The following is an 18898-nucleotide window of genomic DNA, read 5'->3' on the forward strand; positions in this document are numbered from 1 at the left end:
TGTTGCGCCGGGCATGCGCACTGTGGGGTGAGCGCGCAACGAAGCGGGGCAGGGCGTCGTGCCGCTGAGCGAACTCACGCCTCGATTTGTCGACAGGCCGGCCGGCTGCACAAGGCATTGGCGCTACAGTGCGAGCGTGTGGTGCTGGTGGTGGCAGGTTTGCCGATGGTTCTGACGGGAGAGGCGGTGTGACGAGCGATTGGATCCATGGTGCCTGTGCGGTGCCGGACGCGCGCGTGCGCGCGGCTGCGCTGGCGCGGCAGGAGCAACTGACCAAGCCGCACGGCGCGCTGGGCCGGCTGGAACAGCTGGCAGTGCAGCTGGCGGCCTGGCAGCGCAATGAGCACCCCACCGTGCAGCGGGTCTGGATCGCGGTGTATGCCGCCGACCATGGCGTCGCCGCCGAGGGCGTGTCTGCGTTTCCGCAGGCGGTCACCGGCGAGATGGTGCGCAATTTCGCCCGCGGTGGCGCCGCCATTGCGGTGCTGGCGCGCGAGCTCGGTGCGCGCCTGGAAGTGGTCAATCTCGGCGTGGTCAACGACCCGGGCGAGTTGCCGCGGGTGCGGCGTGCCTGGATCGCCCCGGCCAGTGCCAACATCTGCGAGCAGCCGGCGATGAGTTCCACCCAGCTGCGCGACGCGTTGGCCGCGGGCGCCGAAAGCGTCGCCCAGGCAAAGAGTTGCGACACGCAGCTGTTTGTCGGCGGCGAAATGGGCATCGGCAACACCACCTCGGCCGCGGCGTTGGGCTGCGCGCTGCTGTCGCAGTTTCCGCAGGCGATGGCCGGCGCCGGCACCGGGCTGGATGCCGAGGGCATCGCCCACAAGGCCACCGTAATCACCCGTGCGCTGGCCCTGCATGCCGATGCTGCGACGCCGCTGGAGCGGTTGCGCCGGCTGGGCGGTTTCGAGATCGCCGCCCTGGTCGGTGCCTACATCGCCGCTGCGCAGGCCGGGATTCCGGTGCTGGTGGATGGCTTCATCAGCACCGCCGCGGCGCTGGTCGCCACCCATCTCAATGGCGGCGTGCGCGAATGGCTGTTGTTCGGCCATCGCTCGCAGGAGCGCGGCCACGCCGCCTTGCTGCGCGCGCTCGATGCCGAACCCTTGCTGCAGCTGGACCTGCGTCTGGGCGAGGCCAGCGGCGCAGCGGTGGCGATTCCGCTGCTGCGTCACGCCTGCGCCTTGCACAACGGCATGGCCACCTTTGCCGAAGCCGGCGTGTCCGACGCATGAGTGTGCAGATCAGCCTGCTGTGGCACGGCGACACCGGCCAGCGCAGCGACCGCGGTCAGCTCGACGACCCGCTCGCTTAACTGGCTGGCAGCAACTGCGCGCGGCCACCGCCGATGGCGCATGGGACGCGGTGGTGGCCTCGACGCTGTAACACCTGCGCCTGGTTCGCCACCGGGTTGTATGCAGCCGGACGCGCCAGCGACACTGCGCAAGATCGGGACCGCAGGCCCAGCCGATCTGCGCGATGCTGGGGCTGTCCAACAGGAGTCGCCCCATGCCAGCAGCCGCTTCGGTCGTCTTCAATCGCCAGCGCAGCGTCGAGCGCGTCGTCGCCCATCTGCAGGCCAGCATCCGCGTCGGCGAACCGCTGCCGGACCTGGCCGCATTGGCGGCCGTGGCGCAGCAGTCGCCGCATCATTTCCATCGGGTCTATCGCGCGTTGGCCGGCGAAACCCTGGGGCAGACCATCGCGCGGCTGCGTCTGAGTTATGCGCTGCATCTGCTGGGCGAGCCGACGAGCACGGTGACCGAGGTGGCGCTGGCGGTGGGTTATCAGACCCCGCAGGCGCTGGCACGCGCGTTCCGCAGCCTGTTGCAGGCCAGCCCGAGCAGCTTGCGCAACGCGCCCGCTGTGCGCGCACAGAAACTGCAACAGCTGGCCATGCCCTCGCTGCCGGCGCAGATATCCGGCGCACCCTTGCAGGTGCTGGTGCAAATGCTCGATCCGCTGGAAGTGGTGGTGCTGCGCCAGCGCGGCGCCTTCGACGATCTGGACCGTGGCTTCGGCCGCATCGCGGCCTGGGCCGAGCGCGCCGGTGCAATCGAACACTTGCAGACCTTGATCGGCCTGCCACTCCACGACCACCGCGATGTGCCGGCACATCGGCATCTATTCGAATGCGGCATGGTCTTCGACGCCGCACTGTCGCCGCCGGCGCCGCTGCAACTGCGCCAGCTCGACGGCGGCGCGCACGCGGTGCTGCGCCATGTGGGCTCTTATGCAGGTATCGAAGACGCGCTCGATCGCGTGCTCGCGCAATGGCTGCCCGACAGCGGCTACGTGCTGCGCGATGCGCCGCTGCATTATCTCTACCTGGACGACCCCGAAGCGGTGGCAGAGGCAGAGCTGCGTGCAGACATTCGCGTGCCGGTCCGGCCCGCGACGCACGCCGATGCCGCCGCCTGAGCCGCAACCGGCAGGAACACCATCTGCGGCGGCGGATGCATCAGGAACTGCTGGTGCGAGATATTCCACGCATACGCGCCGGCCAGCGGGAAGGCCAGGCAGTCGCCTGGCGCCAGCGCTGCGACAGGTTGGTTGCGCGCCAGCACGTCCTTGGGCGTGCACAGTTGCCCGACCAGGGTGACCGGGGTGTCGCGCAGCACCGGCGCGTGCCTGCCACGCAATACGCGGAACGGATGATCGTGGCCTTGCGCGGCCGGGGTGCGGAAGTGATGGGTGCCGCCGCGGGCGATCGCAAACCACGCGCCGTGGCTGCGCTTGAGGTCCAGCACGTCCATCAGATACCAGCCGCAGCTGGCGCTGACGTAGCGGCCCGGCTCCAGGCGCAGGCGCAGTGCGCTGCCGTGTTCGTGCAACAGCGCGGGCAGCCCGGCGCAGAAGCCGGCCCAGTCGAACGACGATTCCGGCGCCAGATAATCCACACCGAAGCCGCCGCCTGCATTCACCCGCAACGGGCCGAGTCCGTAGCTCTGCCGCCACTGCTGCACGGTGCGCAGGTAGGCGGCGATCAGATGCAACTGCGCGCCGGCATCGCGCTGGTGCGACATCAGATGGAAATGGAAGCCTTCCAGCCGCAGCGAAGGGCTGGCCCGCAGCCGCTGGACCGCCGCGTCCAGATCGTCCGGGTCCAGGCCGAACGGTGAGGGCTGCCCGCCCATCATCAGGCGCGTGCTCTGCGCGCCGGGCACGGCGATGTTCATGCGCAGGAACACCGGCACGCAGCGGCCGACCTGCGCCGCGATCGCGGCCAGGCGTTCCAGTTCGCCCAGGCTTTCCACATGCACGGTGCAGTCGGGCAGCGCGACGGCCTGGGCCAGTTCGCCATCGAGCTTGCCAGGGCCGCCGAACAACAACGCGGCCTGGGGTTGTTGCCGATGCAGCCAGGCCAGTTCGCCGCCGGAGGCCGCCTCGAAGCCATCCACGTGCGGGGCGAGCGTGTGCAGGATCGGCGGCTCCGCATTGGCTTTTGCCGCGTAGAACAGCTCGCAGTCGGCCGGCAGTTGCGCGCGCATCCAGGCCGCGTGCGCATCCAGGGCGGCCAGGTCGTAGACGTAGGCGCACAGCGGGCCATCGCTTTGGCCGCGGATGCCCGGCAATGCCTGCATCACTGCGTCCATATCGATGCGCAGGCTCATGCCGCCACCCGCCGTGCCGCTGCGATGCGTGGCATCGGATTGGGCAGCGCGGTGTAATCGGATTGGCGATCGGCGCGTTGCCACAGCCGCGTGCCCAGGTTGTTCTTGCCAGGCAGCGGCGCGCCGTCGAGCAGGCCCTGCAGCGCGGCTTGCGTGCCATGGCGCTGTTGCCAGCGTGCGGCGAGCTCGCCCACGCATTGCCACAGGCGCGCCTCCAGCACGGCATCGCCTTCGGTCAGATGGAAGATCGCCTCGGCCAGGTTGTTGACCAGCGCGCAATACGCCACGCGATTCCAGCCCTGTTCCGGCGTGTAGTACAGCGATTGCCGGGCGCGTTCGCCCACGCCCTGCAAGCGCGTGGCGGGCCAGTGATGTGCGAGCAGCTTGGTGCCTTCCAGGTCGCGGATCCATACCCGCGTCGGCCAGCCATCGGCAAACCCGATCACGGTGTTCTGCAAGTGCGGTTCCAGCGCGATGCCGTGCTGGAACAGGGCACTCCACACCCCGTCCAGCAGCAAGCCGGCATAGGCGCGGAACCACAGCAGCGTGGCGGTGTGGCGATCCATCTGCGCGCCGCCCAGTGCCTGCAGCCTGGACGCACACACGCTGTTGCCCTGCGCATCGCAGGTGAACAACGCGGCGGCCACCTGCGGTTGCCAACGCGCGCGTTGCGCGGCGGGCAGGGTCTGCCGGTACAGGATGCCGAAGCTCTCCGACAGGCCACGCGCCGCCAGCGGGTCGGCGTCGTGCAAGGCGGGATCGACCTGGGCGACCTCCAGCGAGGTGGCCGCAGGCTCCAGCATCACATCGAAGCCCGGCACCTGCACGGCCAGCGCACGCCAGCTCGGTGCCAGCAGCTCGGTAAGCGCGACCGCACTTTCCAGCTCGTACCAGGCGTTCTTGCGCACGCAGTTGGTCAACCGCACATGCACCGAGCATTTGAGGAAATAATCCAGTTCCGGGTGATACAGCGTGCGCACCGACGAGGTGGGCCGCAGTGCCTCGCCCAGCATGCCGACGGGCTCGATCAGCCCGCGCGCCTGCAGGGTGCGCAGCAGCGGGTCGTCGAGCAGGCGCTGCGTTTCCCACGGATGACAGGGATACAGCGCGTCGCTGCCGGACAGCTGCCGCAGGCTGGCACGCACATCGCGGCCCTGCATGCGCAGCAGCCGTGGGTCGATGCGAAACCAGAACAGCTGGAACGCGGCGCGCGCTTCCGGCGCGCAGGCCAGTACCTGCGCCAGATCGACGCCTTCGCGGCTCTTGGGCGTGGGATGCAAGGCATGCCCCCACAGCATCGATTGTTCGGCGTCGATCATCGCCTCGCCGGTCGCGGCGGTGCCCTGTGCCTGGCGCAGCAGTGCGGCAGTGATCGCCACGCTGTTGGCGCTTTGCGCGAGCAGTTCCGGGTTGACCGCCTGCGTGCTGCCCAGCGCCTGCAGCAGGCAACGCACCAAGGCATGCGCGTCCAGGCTCTGCCACGGTTGGCCGGCGCCCTTGAGAAACGGCGTGGAGGCAAAGCGGCAGCGGCCCAGGCGATCGGCATAGGCAATGCGCACGCACAGCGTGCCGGTATCGCCCAGCGCGATCCGCAGCCAGCGCTGCTCGGCCACGCGCGGGCCGGGGCGATCCAGCCCGCGGTAATCGAAGTCCACTGTGCGTTGCGGAATTGCGAACTCGCGCAGGTAGCAGTTCAACCAGCAACTGCAGGCCTGCGCGTCGGCCATGCTGTCGTACCAGGGGTCATGCATCGTGTGCGGCGACATCGGCGGATCTCCTCGAAGGGAAGCGCACCAGAACGGTGAGCGCAGCGGCCGCCGCAGCCAGCGCGGCAGCCAGGAAGGGGGTGGCAGGGCCAGCCGCCTGGGCCAGCGCGCCGGCAGCGGCACCGGCGAACACGCCGGCCCATTTGCCGCAGGCATCGAAGCGGCCGAACAGGCGCCCGGCGCCATGCCCGCTGGCGACCAGCGCCAGGCTGCGGTTGAGCCCACGCAGGCCGAACAACATGCCGAACCCGAACAGCAGCCGTGCCGCTGCCAATGCGGCGGCGTCGTGCAGCAGCGCCTGCCACAGGCAGGCCAGCGCGAACAGCGCCAGGCCGGGCACCAGCCAGGCTTCGCCATCGCCGCGCCGCCACCACGGCAACACCACCAGATAGACCAGGTGCGGCAGGCTGTAGAGCAGGCCGGCCAGCGCGTCGTGGCCGGCGCCGCGCGCCAGCGCATACGGGATGAAGTAGGGGAAGGTCACCACCATCGCGAAGCAGAACAGGAACTGCGCGATCAGCAACGCAGGCCATAGTGCGCTGGCCGGTGCTGACGCCGATGGCGCCGACGCAGCCGCATGCCCGGAGGGCGCGGACTGCGCAGTGGACGCGGTCAGCCGCGGCGCAGGCCGGTCGGCGGGCAGACGCCAGGTCAGCGCGAACGCCAGCAGCGGCAGCAGTGCAAGCGCGCGATACAGCGACTGCGCCGGGCCAAGCGCCACGGCCAGGCCCAGCAACGCAGGCGCGCTGACCATCGCCAGGCGCGCCGAATACTGCGTCCAGTCGAGCGCACGTGCCAGCGGGCCGGCTTGCGGCTGGCTGGCCAGGTACGCATTGGCCGCCGCCAGCGAGCCGCCGCAGGTGCCTTGCACGATCAGGCCGATCACCAGCCAGCTCAGTGACGGCGCGAAGCCGGCGATCGCAAAGCCCAGCGCCAGCCCCAGTTGCGCACGCAATAACGAGCGCTTGCGTCCATAGCGGTCGGCCAGACGCCCCCAGGTGCCGGCCGTCAACGCGGTACACAGCGTCGGCAACACGTACAGCACGCCGCTCCAGCCAACCGCCGCCGAGGGCGCCAGTTCGGCCAGCACCTGCGGCAGAAACAGCGGCATGCCCAGTGCGGTGAAGGCGGCAAGGTAATGCGCGGCCAGCACCGGGCCCAGGATGCGCTTCATCGCTGGGCACCCGCCTGCCGACGCGGCCTCTGCTGCGCGCCGGCGAAGGCGTCGCCGAAGGGATTGGGCGCGCTATCGCCGTAGAACTTGTTGATGTCGCTCGCACCGGTGAGTTGCTTGCTGAGCAGGCTGCCGGCGCTGAGCAGGTACTTCACCGGCAGCCGCGGTGCGGCCAGCAGGCGACGCGCGGGAGCGGTATCGATGCCATCGACGTCCAGCTGCGCCAGCGTCGAGGCGAACTGCGTCTGCAACTGCGTGTACAGCGGTGCGCGCAGCGCCGGCTGCCATTCGACCAGGCCTTCCAGCACTGCCTGCAGATCCAGCTGCAGCACGATGGTGCAGAACATCTGCGCCAGGGCCTGCGGCTGGTCCACCGCGATGCGCGCATCGTGCAGCGGGCCCAACGCGTCCAGATCCGGCAGCTGCGCGCGCAACTGCGGCATCGCGATACGCGCGGCGTCGTTGTCCTTCATCAGCAGCCGCGTCGCCTGGCCATCGGCGTAGACCAGCACGCTGTTCTGCTGATTGGCTTCCAGCGCGATGCCGTAGCGCAGCCACAGGCGCAGATGCACCGCCAGCATCAGCTCGGTGTACGCGCGCCACCAGCCGAGCACATCGCCCTGCGCAAAGCGCTCGGCCAGATGGATCGCCATCGGCCGGCCATCGGGCAACCGCGCGCACAGCGCGGCCACCGGCACCAGCGTGGTGGCGTCCAGCGGTGGGTAACGCCGCAGCAGATAGGCCAGATGACGGGTCTGTCCCACATGCCCGCCATGCGATTCGTCCACGAACACGCAGCGGCCGCGCAGGGCCGGATCCAGCGCATCGATGCGCCGCAGTGCGCGCTCCAGCCAGTGGCCGTCGTACAGCGTGGAGGGCTTGATCAGGCGCAGATTGAGCGCGCCCAGCGTGCGCATCGGAATCGGCAGCTTGAGATGCAGCTGCGGATGCTGCAGCGGCACCAGCGTGCGGACCGACAGGGTGGGGCGCACCTCCAGCCAGGCCTGCGGCGCGCGCAGTGTGCCTGGCGGCAGTGCAAACCCGTCCTGCTCCAGCCGCGCCCACACCAGCGGATGCACCGGCCAGGCGACATGCGTGTCGGCCAGCGCAGGCGGCAGGCCCAGCGTGGCGAAGTCCGGCCACAACTCGGCCGGCGTGGCGGTGGTGCAGCTGACCTGCGCACGCGGAACCGCCAGCCAGCGCAGCGCGAAGGTGGGGGCGAATTCCGGTGCGTAATCGCGCAGTTCCGAGGCATCCAGCCCGACCTTGGCACGTGCGGTGGGATAGAACGGATGATCGCGGTAGCTGGCCAGTTGATCGCAGCGGTATGCACGCTCGGCCGCATCTGCATGCTGCAAGGCGTTGAGCAGCGCAGGTGCCTGCGCGTCGTAGGCCTGGCGCGCCAGGCCCAGGTGGGCGGCAGCGCACTCGGCTTCTTCGGCGTAGGCGCGATGCAGCTGTTGCGTCTCGCTGTCCAGCTGCGCGCTCATGCGTTGCAGCCAGGCCTGCGCACCGCGTTCGACATGCGCGCCATCGGCGCCCTGCACGATCCAGCTGTCGCCGCAGGCGCTGATGTCCTGCAGATAGCCCTGCCGATGGATCGGCAACCACAGCGTGCCGTCGGGCAGATGCGCGATGCGCCACCAGCCCTCCACCGGGCTGGGGTCGGTCCATGCCGCCAGCACGCCTGCCTCGGGTATTGCGGCGCTGCCGCGGGTGGCGATGCCGCGCAGGTCCTCGCGCAGGCAGGCATCGATGATGCGGGTGGCGATATAGCGTTGGTCGGCGGCACTGCTCATGCGCGCAGCTCCGCGCCATCGATCCGCCACTGCAGCCCCGCTTCGGCATGCACCACCGCCTGTTGCAGCGCCTGTGCATCGCTGGCCACCGCGCTCAGCACACCCAGGTAATCCTTGTTGGAATGGCTCAGGCGGATGCGTTCACCGGGCGCGCGCATGCGCCGGTACTGCACATCGCTGTGCGCATCGTGGTGGCGGCGATCTTCGCTGGCGGTCACCAGCTCGCCGTCCTGCTCGGCGACGTAGTAACGCAGCAAGGCATGGGCACGATCGCAGCGCAGCTGCGGCAGCGGCAGGCCCAGATGCGGTGCCAGCGCGGCGGTGAACCATTGCCTGCCGAACATCTCGTCGAGCAGGAACTCGCGGCGGTCGCCGATGCTGCGGTAGTTGATCTCCACCAGCACCGGGCCGTCGCTGGTGAGGATGAATTCGCTATGGCATAGCCCGAAGCCGACCCCGAAGCTGCGCAGCTGTTGCAGCGCCTGCGCAATTACCGGCGTGTCCACGCGGGCATCCCACTGCGCCTCGCATTCCACGAAGTGCGGCGGTGGCGACAAGCGCACCTTGAAGCCGCCCAGCGCCTGCAGCGTTTGGCCGTCGCCCAGCGTTTCCAGCGTGAACAGCGCCCCTTCCAGCATGCCTTCCAGCAGCACGGTGCGCTGCGGATGGCGCTGCCACACATCGTCCAGATAGGCCTGCAACTGCGCGGTATCTGCACAGTGGCGCACGTCCAGACTGGCCACGCCCTCGCGCGGTTTGGCCACCACCGGCCACGGAATGTCGGCCGGCAATGCAGCACCCGGCGCCAGCGTGCAGAACCACGGCGATGGCAGTTCACGCGCACGCAGGCGCTGACGCATCGCCGCCTTGTTCTTGGCCGCGTAGCAGACCTGCCAGTCCTTGCCGGGCAGGCCGAGACCCGCTGCGACCAGCGCGGTGCTGGTCTGCAGATGATCGCTGTTGCTGAACACCGCGCGCGGCGATACATCGGCGTCGTGCAGTACATCCAGCACGCCGAGCGGATTGAACACATCGCATTCGATCACCCGTTGCGGCGCATGCGCCGGATGCTCGCGGAAATGGCTGAGGTGATCGAGTCGGTGGTCGGTCAGCAGCCACACCGGCAGGCCGAGCGCATGCGCGGCCGGAAGAAACCCTTCGGTGATGGCCGGATGGCAGACATGGGTGAGGATCACCAACGGTGCAGCGGATGTCGCAGTCATGGCAGCTCTCGTTCAACAGGACGGTGGAAAAAACCGGTACTGAAACGGGCTGCCTGGAGCCGCAGGGGCGTTGGGTGGCCTGCGATACGGTGATCGCATGCCGCATGCTGCGGCAGGGAGACGTGCGTCATGCACGCCGTGTTGTCTGCGGCGCCCGCCAGCGCGAGCGCCGTTGCCGTCAGCCGACCGACGCCCCTGTACGTCGGTTGCTACGGCATGTGCCGGGTGGGAGGCCTAAAACGTGTACTCCAGCCCGGCGGTGACGGTGCGCGACGGTGCGGCCTGGCGGCCCCACGGGCTGGTATCCACACCGCGGAACCAGTACTGCCGATCGAACAGGTTGTTGATCGCCAGCGACGCGCTGAATTTTTGTCCATCGCGTTCGAACAGCGTATGGCTCACCTGCGTGTTCCATACCCAGTACGACGGCAACTCGCCGACCGAGGCGATCGCGTTCTCCTGCACGGTGTTTGCCGCATCGCTGTAGGCCTTGCTGAAGTAGTAGCTCGACAGTGCGACAGTGGTGTGACCGAGCGTGTAGTTGCCGCCCAGGGTGATCTGGTTGCGCGAGGTGTAGGGCACGCGCAGCCCGCGGAATGCACCCGATTCCTGGCTGGCATCCAGATACGCATAACCGGCGTTGAGGGTGAGCGCGCGCAGGTTTTCCGGGCTCCATTGCAGTTCCAGCTCGCCGCCTTGATGGCGGGTCTTGCCGAGGTTGCGGAACACGCGCGTGGTGTTGTCCAGCTGGATCTGCTGATCGAAATCGATCAGATAGGCACCGAGCTGGATGCGGGTGCGGTCGTTGGGCTGGTAGCGCGTGCCGGCTTCGTAATTCCATGCCAGTTCGGCATCCAGGTTGTTGCCGAAGATGATCTGGGTGACCTGCGGCGCACGCAGCGAGCGCTGCCCGTCCGCGTAGAAGAACCATTCTGCGTTGGCCTGGAAACCCACCGTCAACCCCGGCAATACATCGCGGGTCTGGTTGCGCGTGCGCAGGCCGGTGGCGCGATTGAAATAGCGCGAATCCAGCCGCTCGTAGCGCAGGCCCGGGGTGATGGTCAGGCGTTCGTCGGGCAGGGTGATCGCATTGCTGACGTAGGCGGCCAGGGCGCGGTCTTCGAACTGCCAGTCACGCACGCTGGTGAACAGGCCATCGCGCAGGCGCAGATTGCCGACCAAAAAGTCGATGTCCTCGTGCACCGCGCGCACACCGGCGGTCCACTGCTGACGCACGCCACCGGCATCGCCCATGCTCCAGCTCAGCCGCGGCTCGCTGCCGACCACGCGGAAGTCGCGCGGTGCGGTCTGGCGCAGTTGCGGCGGCAGGTCCGAACGCCAGGTTTCGGTGGCGGCCTGGCGCATGCCGACGATGAAGTTGCGGCTGCTGCGCGCGCTGAAGTTGGTCCAGGACAACCGGACGTCTTTCAGCGGGCCCCAGTCTCCGAACAACTGCTCGTAGCTCAACGACGCACGCGTGGTACGCCCATTGAAGCTGTCCAGCGGGCGGGTGGACTGGCGCGGGTCGCGCCGGTAATCGTCGGGGCTGAGCGCGCCGGCCAGATCCATGTCGACCAGATAGCGCTGCACGCTGGCCTTGATCAACTTGGTGTCGTCCAGCCACCACTCCGCACGCACGCGCAGATTGCTGATGTCGGTATCGCTGTGCGCGCGCCAGTACTCGCCGTAAGTGCGATTGGCATCGACCTGCAGGCCGAGGTTGTCGGTGAGGTAGCCGCCGCTGCTGAGCGCGCTGTCCTGCAGGAACTGGCCCTGGCCGCCGGCGGTGACCTTGTGCGCCAGCGTGGTACTCCACTCGCTGGGGATCTCCTTGCTGACCAGATTGATCACCCCGCCGACATTGTTTGGCCCGTACTGCACGGCCGCGCCACCGCGCACGATGTCGATGCGGTCGATCTGGTTCAGCCCCACCGGAAACAACGACAGGCTGGTCTGCCCGTACGGCGCCAGTGCCAGCGGAATGCCGTCTTCCAGCACCTGCACGCGGCCGCTGCGGCTTTCGTACAGGCCGCGCAGCATCAGCTGCGGCAACGCGCCGGTGCCGGTCTCGTCGAAGATCTTGATGCCTGGCACGCGCTGCAGGGCATCGTCCAGCGAGCGGTTGCCGCCATTGCGCAGTTGCTCGCGGTCGATCACCTGGCGGCTGCCGGCATAGCGCTGCACGTCGTCGGGCCTGGAACGCCCGAGCAGGCTGCCTTGCACCTGGATCGTGTCCAGCGCACGGATCGGCGTCTGCGCATCGGTGGCTACCGCATCCGGTGACTCGGTGGCGAACGCCAACGGCGGCAGGGCCCAGGTGGCCGCAGCGATGGCGATGGTCAGGGCGTGGAAACGGAACGTCGACATCTACGGCGTGCTCCTGCAGGCGGGTGGTGGAATGGGTGCGGCGAAGCTGGCCAGGTGGCCGCGCAGTGCGCGTTGAATCAGCGCGCGGTCTTCGCCGGCCAGCATCCAGCGCAGGTCCGGCTGTTGCAGCCAGTGCGCGCGTTGCGCGTCGGTGCGCGGATTGGGGCAGAACGGCACGTCGGCCGAAACGCAGTGCGCATGCAGTTGCAGTAGCAGTTCCCACACCTGTGGATGGGTCGGTTGTGGGCCCAGGCCCAGATCCAGCGCAAGATCCAGCGCGCCTTCCATCACCAGCGCCACGCCGGGCAGCGCCAGCAGCTCGGGCACTGCCGCAATGCCGGCGGCACTTTCGATCATCGGCACGATGCGGATATTGCGATTGGCCTGCGCGATATACGTGGGCAGGTCGACATTGCCGAAACCGGTGACGCGCCCGCCGGTGATGCCGCGCCGGCCCAGTGGCGGAAACCGTGCCGCGGCGATGGCATCGGCCAGTTGCGCGGCCGATTCGGCGCGTGGAATCACGATCCCGCGCGCGCCGGCATCCAGCACGCGGCCGATCAGTTTTTCGTCCACCTCCGGCACGCGCACCCAGGCCTCGCAGCCGGACAGCTCGCAGGCGCGGATGGCGTGTTCCAGTTCGTCCGGCGCGCGCAGCACATGTTCCAGGTCGAGCACCACAAAGCCGTAGCCGATGCGGCCCAGCAGCTCGCACAACTGCACGCTTGGCACTGCGTTGAGAACGCCAACCGCAAACGTCATGGATGAGGCCGCCAAGGAAACGGGCGCTCATCCTGCTCCGGATGGGAATGATTATCAAGTGGATTTGGTGGGCATTTTTCGGTGCCCTGGTCGCAGTTCGATCAATGCACGGCTGCAAGCCGTTTCGCACTGAACCACCTGCAGGCAACAAAAAAAAACCCGCAGGCGCCGCCGGCGGGTTTTCGTGTCGTGCAGCGCTGCGTCGCCCCGCCTTGCGGTTACGACGCCGGTACGCGCAATGCCCGATACGGCGGGGTGGACATCACCATCTCGGCCAGCGAATAGGCCAGCTCGCGTTCGGCCAGCACCGCGCCGTCGGCGCCGTGTTCGAGCAGGTGCTTGACCTCGGTGTCGCTGTGCGCGCGCGCCAGCAGCGTCAGCGAGGGGTTGATCGCGCGCAGCTTGGCCAGCGCCTCGCCGGCTTCTAGCGGCTGCGGGATCGCCAGGATCGCGATCTTGGCGTGCTCCGGGCGGGCTTCGGCCAGCACGCGGTCGGCCGCCGCACTGCCGCGGATACCGGGAATGCCGGCCGCATGCGCCTTGGCCACATGATCGCTGTTGTCGTCGATCACCAGCACCGGCACGCCGCGGCTACGCAGCAACTGCGCCAGCGCGCTGCCGACGCGGCCATAGCCGATCACGATGGCATGGCCGTCCAGCGGCAGCGGCGGGCCGGGCGGCAGTTCCGGCTCCACCGCGGCCGGAGCGTCCTGCGCCTGCCTGGCCTGCCAGCGGTCCAGCCACGAGAACAGGAACGGGTTGGCGATGATCGACAGCAGCGCGCCGGCCAGGATCAGGTCGCGCCCGGTTTCCGGCAGGATCGCCAGCTGCACGCCCAGCCCGGCCAGGATGAAGGAGAACTCGCCGATCTGCGCCAGGCTGGTGGAAATGGTCAACGCGGTGCCGGTGGGGTGGCCGAATGCACGCACGATCACAAATGCGGCCAGCGACTTGCCCAGGGTCACGGTCAGGAACGTGGCCAGTACCTGCCACGGGTGCTCGACCAGGATCATCGGGTCGAACAGCATGCCCACCGAGACGAAGAACAGCACCGCGAACGCATCGCGCAACGGCAGCGAATCGCTGGCGGCCTTGTGGCTGAGCTCGGATTCCTTCAGCAACATGCCGGCGAAGAACGCGCCCAGCGCGAACGACACGCCGAACAGCGTGGCCGACAGGAACGCCACGCCCAGCGCGATGCCGAGCACGGCCAGGGTGAACAGCTCGCGCGAGCCGGTGGCGGCGACCTTTTCCAGCGACCACGGAATCACCCGCCGCCCGACCACCAGCATCACCGCCACGAACGCCACCATCTTGAACAGCGTCAGGCCCAGCGCGGCCAGCAGCGAGGTGGATTCGCCGGCATGCGCCGTGGCCGGCGCGGCGGTACCCAGCACCTCGGCCAGGGCCGGCAACATCACCAGCGCGATCACCATCACCAGGTCTTCGACGATCAGCCAGCCCACCGCGATGCGGCCGCGCTGGGTTTCCAGCAGGCGGCGTTCCTCCAGTGCACGCAGCAGCACCACGGTACTGGCCACCGACAGCGCCAGACCGAACACCAGCCCATGCATCAGCGGCCAGCCCATGCTCCAGGCCAGCGCCCAGCCAAGCAGCGTGGCGACCACGATCTGCGCCAACGCGCCCGGAATCGCGATCCATTTCACTTCCATCAGATCGTCGAGCGAGAAGTGCAGGCCCACGCCGAACATCAGCAGCATCACGCCCAGCTCGGACAGCTGGTTGGCCATGGTCTGGTCGGCCACGAAGCCGGGCGTGAACGGCCCGACGCAGACGCCGGCCAGCAGATAGCCGACCAGCGGCGAGAGTTTCACTTTCTGTGCGAGCGTGCCCAGCACGAAAGCGACCGCGAGGCCGACGGCGATGATGTCGATGAGGCTGGTGTCGTGATGCATTCCAATCCGTTGTGAGAGTGTCCGAGAGAGCGTCGCGGGCGCGACCAGCCGACGGCACTGCGCCGGGCGTCGCCTGCGGGCATTGCGTGGTCATGGCTGGGGTCCGGCGCGGGGGAACCGGGACCGCGTTGCTGGTCCGGTTGGCCGGACGCCCATAGTACACAGCGCTTGATTAACGCGATGCGACACGCAGCGCATGCACGCAGGCCGATCCATGCGTCAGACGCCGCGCGTAAACCGCCGTGGCCCGCGCCTGCGCGTGCGAGCTGCGACGCAGGGCGCAAGTCCGGCACGCCGATTCAACATTGACGACACCGCTTCGCCCCTGCGCAAGGTCGCAGCGCGGCGCCGGCCGACAATCCGGGCTCCCAGTGGAGCGCCTGCGTCGTTCGGCAGGCCCACGCACGCATCGCCCCGTTGCGGGTGACGCCACACGAGCCAGGCCATGCATCTCAGCGATTTGGCAACACCCCAGTTCCGGCACGATCCCTATCCGACCTACGCGCGCCTGCGCGCCGAAGGCGCGTTGGTGCAGGTGGCAGACGGGCGGCTGATGTCCGGCCGCTATGCCGTGGTCGATCGCCTGCTCAGCGACCGCCGGGTCGGCCGCGACTATTTGCAAAGCATTCGTCTGCGCTACGGCGAGGCGGCGGTGCACCTGCCGCTGTTTCAGGGCATGAGCCGCATGTTCCTGCTGCTCAACCCGCCGCTGCACACCCAGTTGCGCGGACTGATGACACAGGCCTTCGGTGCGCGGCAGATGGAATCCATGCGTGAAGTGGCCAGCGATACTGCTGCCGGGTTGATCGATGCCTTTCAGGCAAACGGCCACTGCGATCTGCTGACCGAGTTCGCGTTCCCGCTGCCGATCGCCATCATCTGCCGGATGCTGGATATCGATGCCGCCGATGTCACCGCGTTGAGCCACGCGACCAGCGCGCTGGCAAAAGTCTTCGATCCGATGATGACGGCGGAAGAACTGCAGGCCACCAGCGTTGCGTACGACCGGCTGGCGACATATTTCCACGGCGTGATCGCGCAACGTCGCAGCGCTGGTGGCGATGATCTGATCGCGCGTTTTATCCAGGCCGAGGACAACGGCCGCCGCCTGAGCGACGAGGAGATCGTCTCCAACGTGATCCTGCTGTTCTTTGCCGGCCACGAGACCACCTCCAACATGATCTGCAATGCGCTGGTCGCGCTGCATCGGCATCCACAGCAATTGCGCCTGCTGCAGGAAACCCCGAGCCTGCTGCCCAATGCAGTGCTCGAATGCATGCGCTACGACAGCTCGGTGCAGATCGCCACGCGCACGGCGTTGCAGGATGTCGAGATCGAGGGCGTGGCGGTTCCCCAGGGCGCCATGCTGTATCTGATGCTGGGCGCGGCCAATCACGACACGCTGCAGTTCACCGACCCGCAGCTGCTGGATATCCGCCGCCAGCAGGGTCGCGCGCTGTCGTTCGGTGGCGGCATTCACCACTGCCTGGGCAATCGGCTGGCGCTGATCGAAATGGAAGCCGCGCTGGCCTGCCTGCTGGCGCGTCTGCCGGCGCTTCGGCTGGAGCAGCTGGACACGCTGAGCTGGAACGATCGCGCCAACCTGCGTGGTGTGGACGCGCTGCTCGCCTCCTGGTGAGCTACGGCCAGGCGGCGCAGTGAGGCGCCAGGCCGGCACGCAGTGTTGCGGCAGTCATAGCGCTGGCAATCACCGCGGCAGATGACGCACGGCCGCTGCTGGCGAATCGAAGCCCACAACGACAAACACCGCCGATCACTCGACGGTGTTTGCGTGGACGCATGTACGGATCGTCAGATCCGCTCGAAACCCGCCGGTCAGAACCGGTAGGTGACCCGCCCGTACCAGTAGCGGCCGTTGAAGCCGAACGGCGACAGCGACGAATACTGCAGGCCGCCGGCGCGGTCGTCGTAGGCGGTGGTCAGCTGCGCCTTGGTCGGATACTGGTTGGTGAGGTTGTCCGCGCCCACGGTGAAGGTGAACGCGTTCCAGGTCTGGCTGGCGGCCAGGTTCAACAACCAACGCGCGTCGTAGGTCTGGTCCTGGCTGCCATCGGCCGGGTCGCTGATGCGCTTGATCGATCCGTAGCGGGTGGCGTTGAAGTTCAGCGCAAAGCCGCCCAGCGTCCAGTCCGCCGCCGCCATGTACTTGGTGCGCGGGGTGGCGTCGGTGAGCAGGCCCTGGCTGGCGCGCCCGAAGTTGGGGTTGGACAGTTCCAGGATCGTGGTCTTGTTGTAGTTGGCGCTGGCACTGAGATTGAGCTTGCCGTAGCTGCCCAGGTCGGCGAGATAGCTGTTGATCCAGTCCACGCCACGGGTGCGGCTGGTGGCGCCGTTGACGAAGAACTGCACCGCGGCCACCTGGCCGATCGGCTGCGCCAGCTGCAGCTGGTCCGAATACAGGATCTGGTCCCAGATGCGGATCTGGTAGACGTCCAGGCTGGAAGTGAAGCTGGCGGTCGGCTGCCACACAGCGCCCAGGCCGTAGTTGGTGGATTTCTCCGGGCTCAGCGGGCCGGCGCCCAGCGCCACCGCGACCGGGTCGGAGGTGCGGTAGGTACCGACCTGCACCAGCTCGCCGTTCTGGATCAGCGTCACCACCGAGGCGTAGTTCTGCTGGGCCAGCGACGGTGCGCGGAAGCCGTTGGAGATGGTGCCGCGCAGCGAGAAGGTGTCGCTGAAGGCGTAGCGTGCCGACAGCTTGCCCGAACGCGTGGAGCCGGCGTCGCTATAGTTTTCATAACGCCCGGCGATGCCGCCGGACAGCTTGTCGGTGATGTCCGCTTCCAGGTTGGCGTAGACCGCATTGCTGTGGCGTCCGAACTTGCCGGCCACTGTCGGCTCCAGGCCGGAGAATACCTGCGCGCCGCCCGGATACGGCGCGCCGTCGTCGGGATTGATGGTGTTGGGATCGAAGAAGTACGACTCCGGCGAGCCGGCGGTGATCTGGTAGCGGTCCTGGCGATGCTCGGCACCGAAGGCCACATTGACCGGATACGCCAGGCCCCAGTCGAAGGACTTGTTGATGTCCAGGTTGATCGTGCCCTGTTCGGTTTCGAAGCCACCGGAATTGAAGTTGGTCGGCGAGCTGCCGGTGGTGTAGTACAGATTGGTGTTGATGCTGTTGAGGATGTTGAAGGTCATGTCGTTCTTGCCGTAAGTGGCCGACACGTCCCAGTTCCATTCGCTCTCGGTGCTGCCCTTCAAACCCAGCACCGCCGAGCGGTCGTTGGTGGGGTTGTAGATCTGCGGCAGGAAGCCGTTCGGGTAGATCGCCTGCACGTTGCGCGCGGTGTTGTCGGCGGCGCGGTAATAGCCGTTGGAGGTGACCTCGCGACGGCTCATGCTGAGATGGCCGTACAGTTCCAGGTTGGGCGAGAACGCGTAGCCGAATGCAGCCAGACCCTGATAGAACGTGGAGGCCGGGTCGCCGTGGCGCTGGTAGGGCACACCGCCCGGATTGGGCGTGCCCGGCACGGTTGTGGCGCGGTTGGTGTTCTCGCCGCGGTTGGTGCTCATGGTGTTCTGGTAGTTCCACGACAGCCGCACCCAGCCCGGTGCGGTGTCGCCGCCGCTGCCGCCGAACGGCAGGCCGACCGAGCCGTCGATGCCGTTCTGCTCGCCATCGCCCTTGTCCATGATGCCGCCATTGACCGACACGCTGTTGCTGCCGGCATCGGCGCCATGCTTGAGCACGATATTGACCACGCCGGCGATCGCATCGGAGCCGTACTGGGCCGAGGCGCCGTCGCGCAGCACTTCGATGCGTGCGATGGCCGACATCGGCAGCGAGTTCAGGTCGGCCGGCGCCGAGCCGCGGCCGACGTACGGGTTGTAGTTGATCAGCGAGGAGGTGTGATAGCGCTTGCCGTCCACCAGCACCAGCACCGCATCCGGCGACAGGCCGCGCAGCGTGGCCGGGCGCGCGGCATCGTTGCCGTCGGAGATCGCCGGGCGCGGGAAGTTCAGCGACGGCAGCAGCTTGCCCAGCGCGGTGGCGATGTCGGTGGCGCCGGTGGCCTGCAGCGACTGCTCGGTGATGATGTCGATCGGCGATTCGGATTCGGCCACCGTGCGGTCGCTGACGCGGGTACCGGTGACGATCAGGGTGTCCAAGGTCTTCTGCGGCTGGGCAGGCTGCGATTGCGCACTGGCGGCGAACGTACAGACGGTGAGTGCGACCGAGATCGCAAGCGAGAGTGCGTTGGAGGTGTGCATGGGAATGAAGACTCAAAGGGGATGGTGGACGCAGCGATGCG

Annotated in this window: 12 protein-coding genes and 2 pseudogenes; 5 read left to right on the forward strand and 9 right to left on the reverse strand. The window is 68.0% G+C overall.

What is annotated here, in order from left to right:
* Window positions 1-37: 37 nt before the first annotated feature.
* The 4 genes and pseudogenes from ABQ137_RS11230 to ABQ137_RS11245 form a co-directional block, all read left to right on the forward strand.
* A pseudogene (locus tag ABQ137_RS11230) lies at window positions 38-192 on the forward strand (bifunctional adenosylcobinamide kinase/adenosylcobinamide-phosphate guanylyltransferase); the annotation flags it as partial.
* Window positions 189-1235 (forward strand): nicotinate-nucleotide--dimethylbenzimidazole phosphoribosyltransferase, encoded by a 1047-nt coding sequence (gene cobT / locus ABQ137_RS11235; RefSeq protein WP_024940845.1) that lies wholly within the window; start codon window positions 189-191, stop codon window positions 1233-1235. The pseudogene ABQ137_RS11230 and the gene cobT, both read left to right, overlap by 4 nt.
* Window positions 1232-1433: pseudogene (locus tag ABQ137_RS11240) on the forward strand (histidine phosphatase family protein); the annotation flags it as partial. The gene cobT and the pseudogene ABQ137_RS11240, both read left to right, overlap by 4 nt.
* Before the next feature lie 76 nt (window positions 1434-1509).
* Window positions 1510-2421, forward strand: coding sequence for an AraC family transcriptional regulator (locus ABQ137_RS11245; protein ID WP_349782493.1), 912 nt, complete (start codon window positions 1510-1512; stop codon window positions 2419-2421).
* On the opposite strand, the gene ABQ137_RS11250 is transcribed toward ABQ137_RS11245, so the two are convergent.
* From ABQ137_RS11250 to ybaL, 8 genes are all read right to left on the reverse strand, one after another.
* A complete protein-coding gene (locus ABQ137_RS11250; protein WP_349782495.1) occupies window positions 2325-3614 on the reverse strand; it encodes a type III PLP-dependent enzyme in 1290 nt (429 codons plus the stop codon). The genes ABQ137_RS11245 and ABQ137_RS11250 overlap by 97 nt on opposite strands.
* Complete coding sequence (locus ABQ137_RS11255; protein ID WP_349782497.1) at window positions 3611-5380, reverse strand: IucA/IucC family protein; 1770 nt, start codon at window positions 5378-5380, stop codon at window positions 3611-3613. Before ABQ137_RS11255 ends, ABQ137_RS11250 begins: the two co-directional genes overlap by 4 nt.
* On the reverse strand, window positions 5358-6554 hold the full coding sequence (locus ABQ137_RS11260) for an MFS transporter (protein ID WP_349782499.1): 1197 nt from the start codon (window positions 6552-6554) through the stop codon (window positions 5358-5360). The genes ABQ137_RS11255 and ABQ137_RS11260 overlap by 23 nt, the downstream gene beginning before the upstream one ends.
* On the reverse strand, window positions 6551-8353 hold the full coding sequence (locus tag ABQ137_RS11265; protein WP_349782501.1) for an IucA/IucC family protein: 1803 nt from the start codon (window positions 8351-8353) through the stop codon (window positions 6551-6553). Before ABQ137_RS11265 ends, ABQ137_RS11260 begins: the two co-directional genes overlap by 4 nt.
* Window positions 8350-9576, reverse strand: a complete 1227-nt coding sequence (locus ABQ137_RS11270; protein WP_349782503.1) for a siderophore biosynthesis protein PvsA — start codon at window positions 9574-9576, stop codon at window positions 8350-8352. The genes ABQ137_RS11265 and ABQ137_RS11270 overlap by 4 nt, the downstream gene beginning before the upstream one ends.
* Window positions 9577-9810: 234 nt before the next feature.
* Window positions 9811-11943 (reverse strand): TonB-dependent receptor family protein, encoded by a 2133-nt coding sequence (locus tag ABQ137_RS11275; RefSeq protein ID WP_349782505.1) that lies wholly within the window; start codon window positions 11941-11943, stop codon window positions 9811-9813.
* Window positions 11944-12705 carry an HpcH/HpaI aldolase family protein gene (locus ABQ137_RS11280; RefSeq protein ID WP_154832478.1) on the reverse strand — a complete coding sequence of 254 codons (762 nt, stop codon included), beginning with the start codon at window positions 12703-12705 and terminating at the stop codon, window positions 11944-11946.
* Window positions 12706-12923: 218 nt separating this feature from the next.
* Window positions 12924-14621 (reverse strand): YbaL family putative K(+) efflux transporter, encoded by a 1698-nt coding sequence (gene ybaL, locus ABQ137_RS11285; protein WP_024940253.1) that lies wholly within the window; start codon window positions 14619-14621, stop codon window positions 12924-12926.
* Between the two features lie 445 nt (window positions 14622-15066).
* On the opposite strand from ybaL, the gene ABQ137_RS11290 reads away from it, so the two are divergent.
* The gene (locus ABQ137_RS11290) at window positions 15067-16260 is read left to right on the forward strand and encodes a cytochrome P450 (protein WP_349782508.1); all 1194 of its coding nucleotides are present in this window, start codon (window positions 15067-15069) and stop codon (window positions 16258-16260) included.
* Window positions 16261-16457: 197 nt separating this feature from the next.
* Here the strand turns inward: ABQ137_RS11290 and ABQ137_RS11295 are convergent, their stop codons facing one another.
* Entirely contained in the window at window positions 16458-18857 is a 2400-nt protein-coding gene (locus ABQ137_RS11295) for a TonB-dependent receptor plug domain-containing protein (protein WP_184379023.1), read from the reverse strand.
* Window positions 18858-18898: the final 41 nt, after the last annotated feature.

The sequence above is a fragment of the Xanthomonas sp. WHRI 8393 genome (assembly GCF_040203315.1).
Classification (GTDB): Bacteria; Pseudomonadota; Gammaproteobacteria; order Xanthomonadales; family Xanthomonadaceae; genus Xanthomonas; species Xanthomonas arboricola.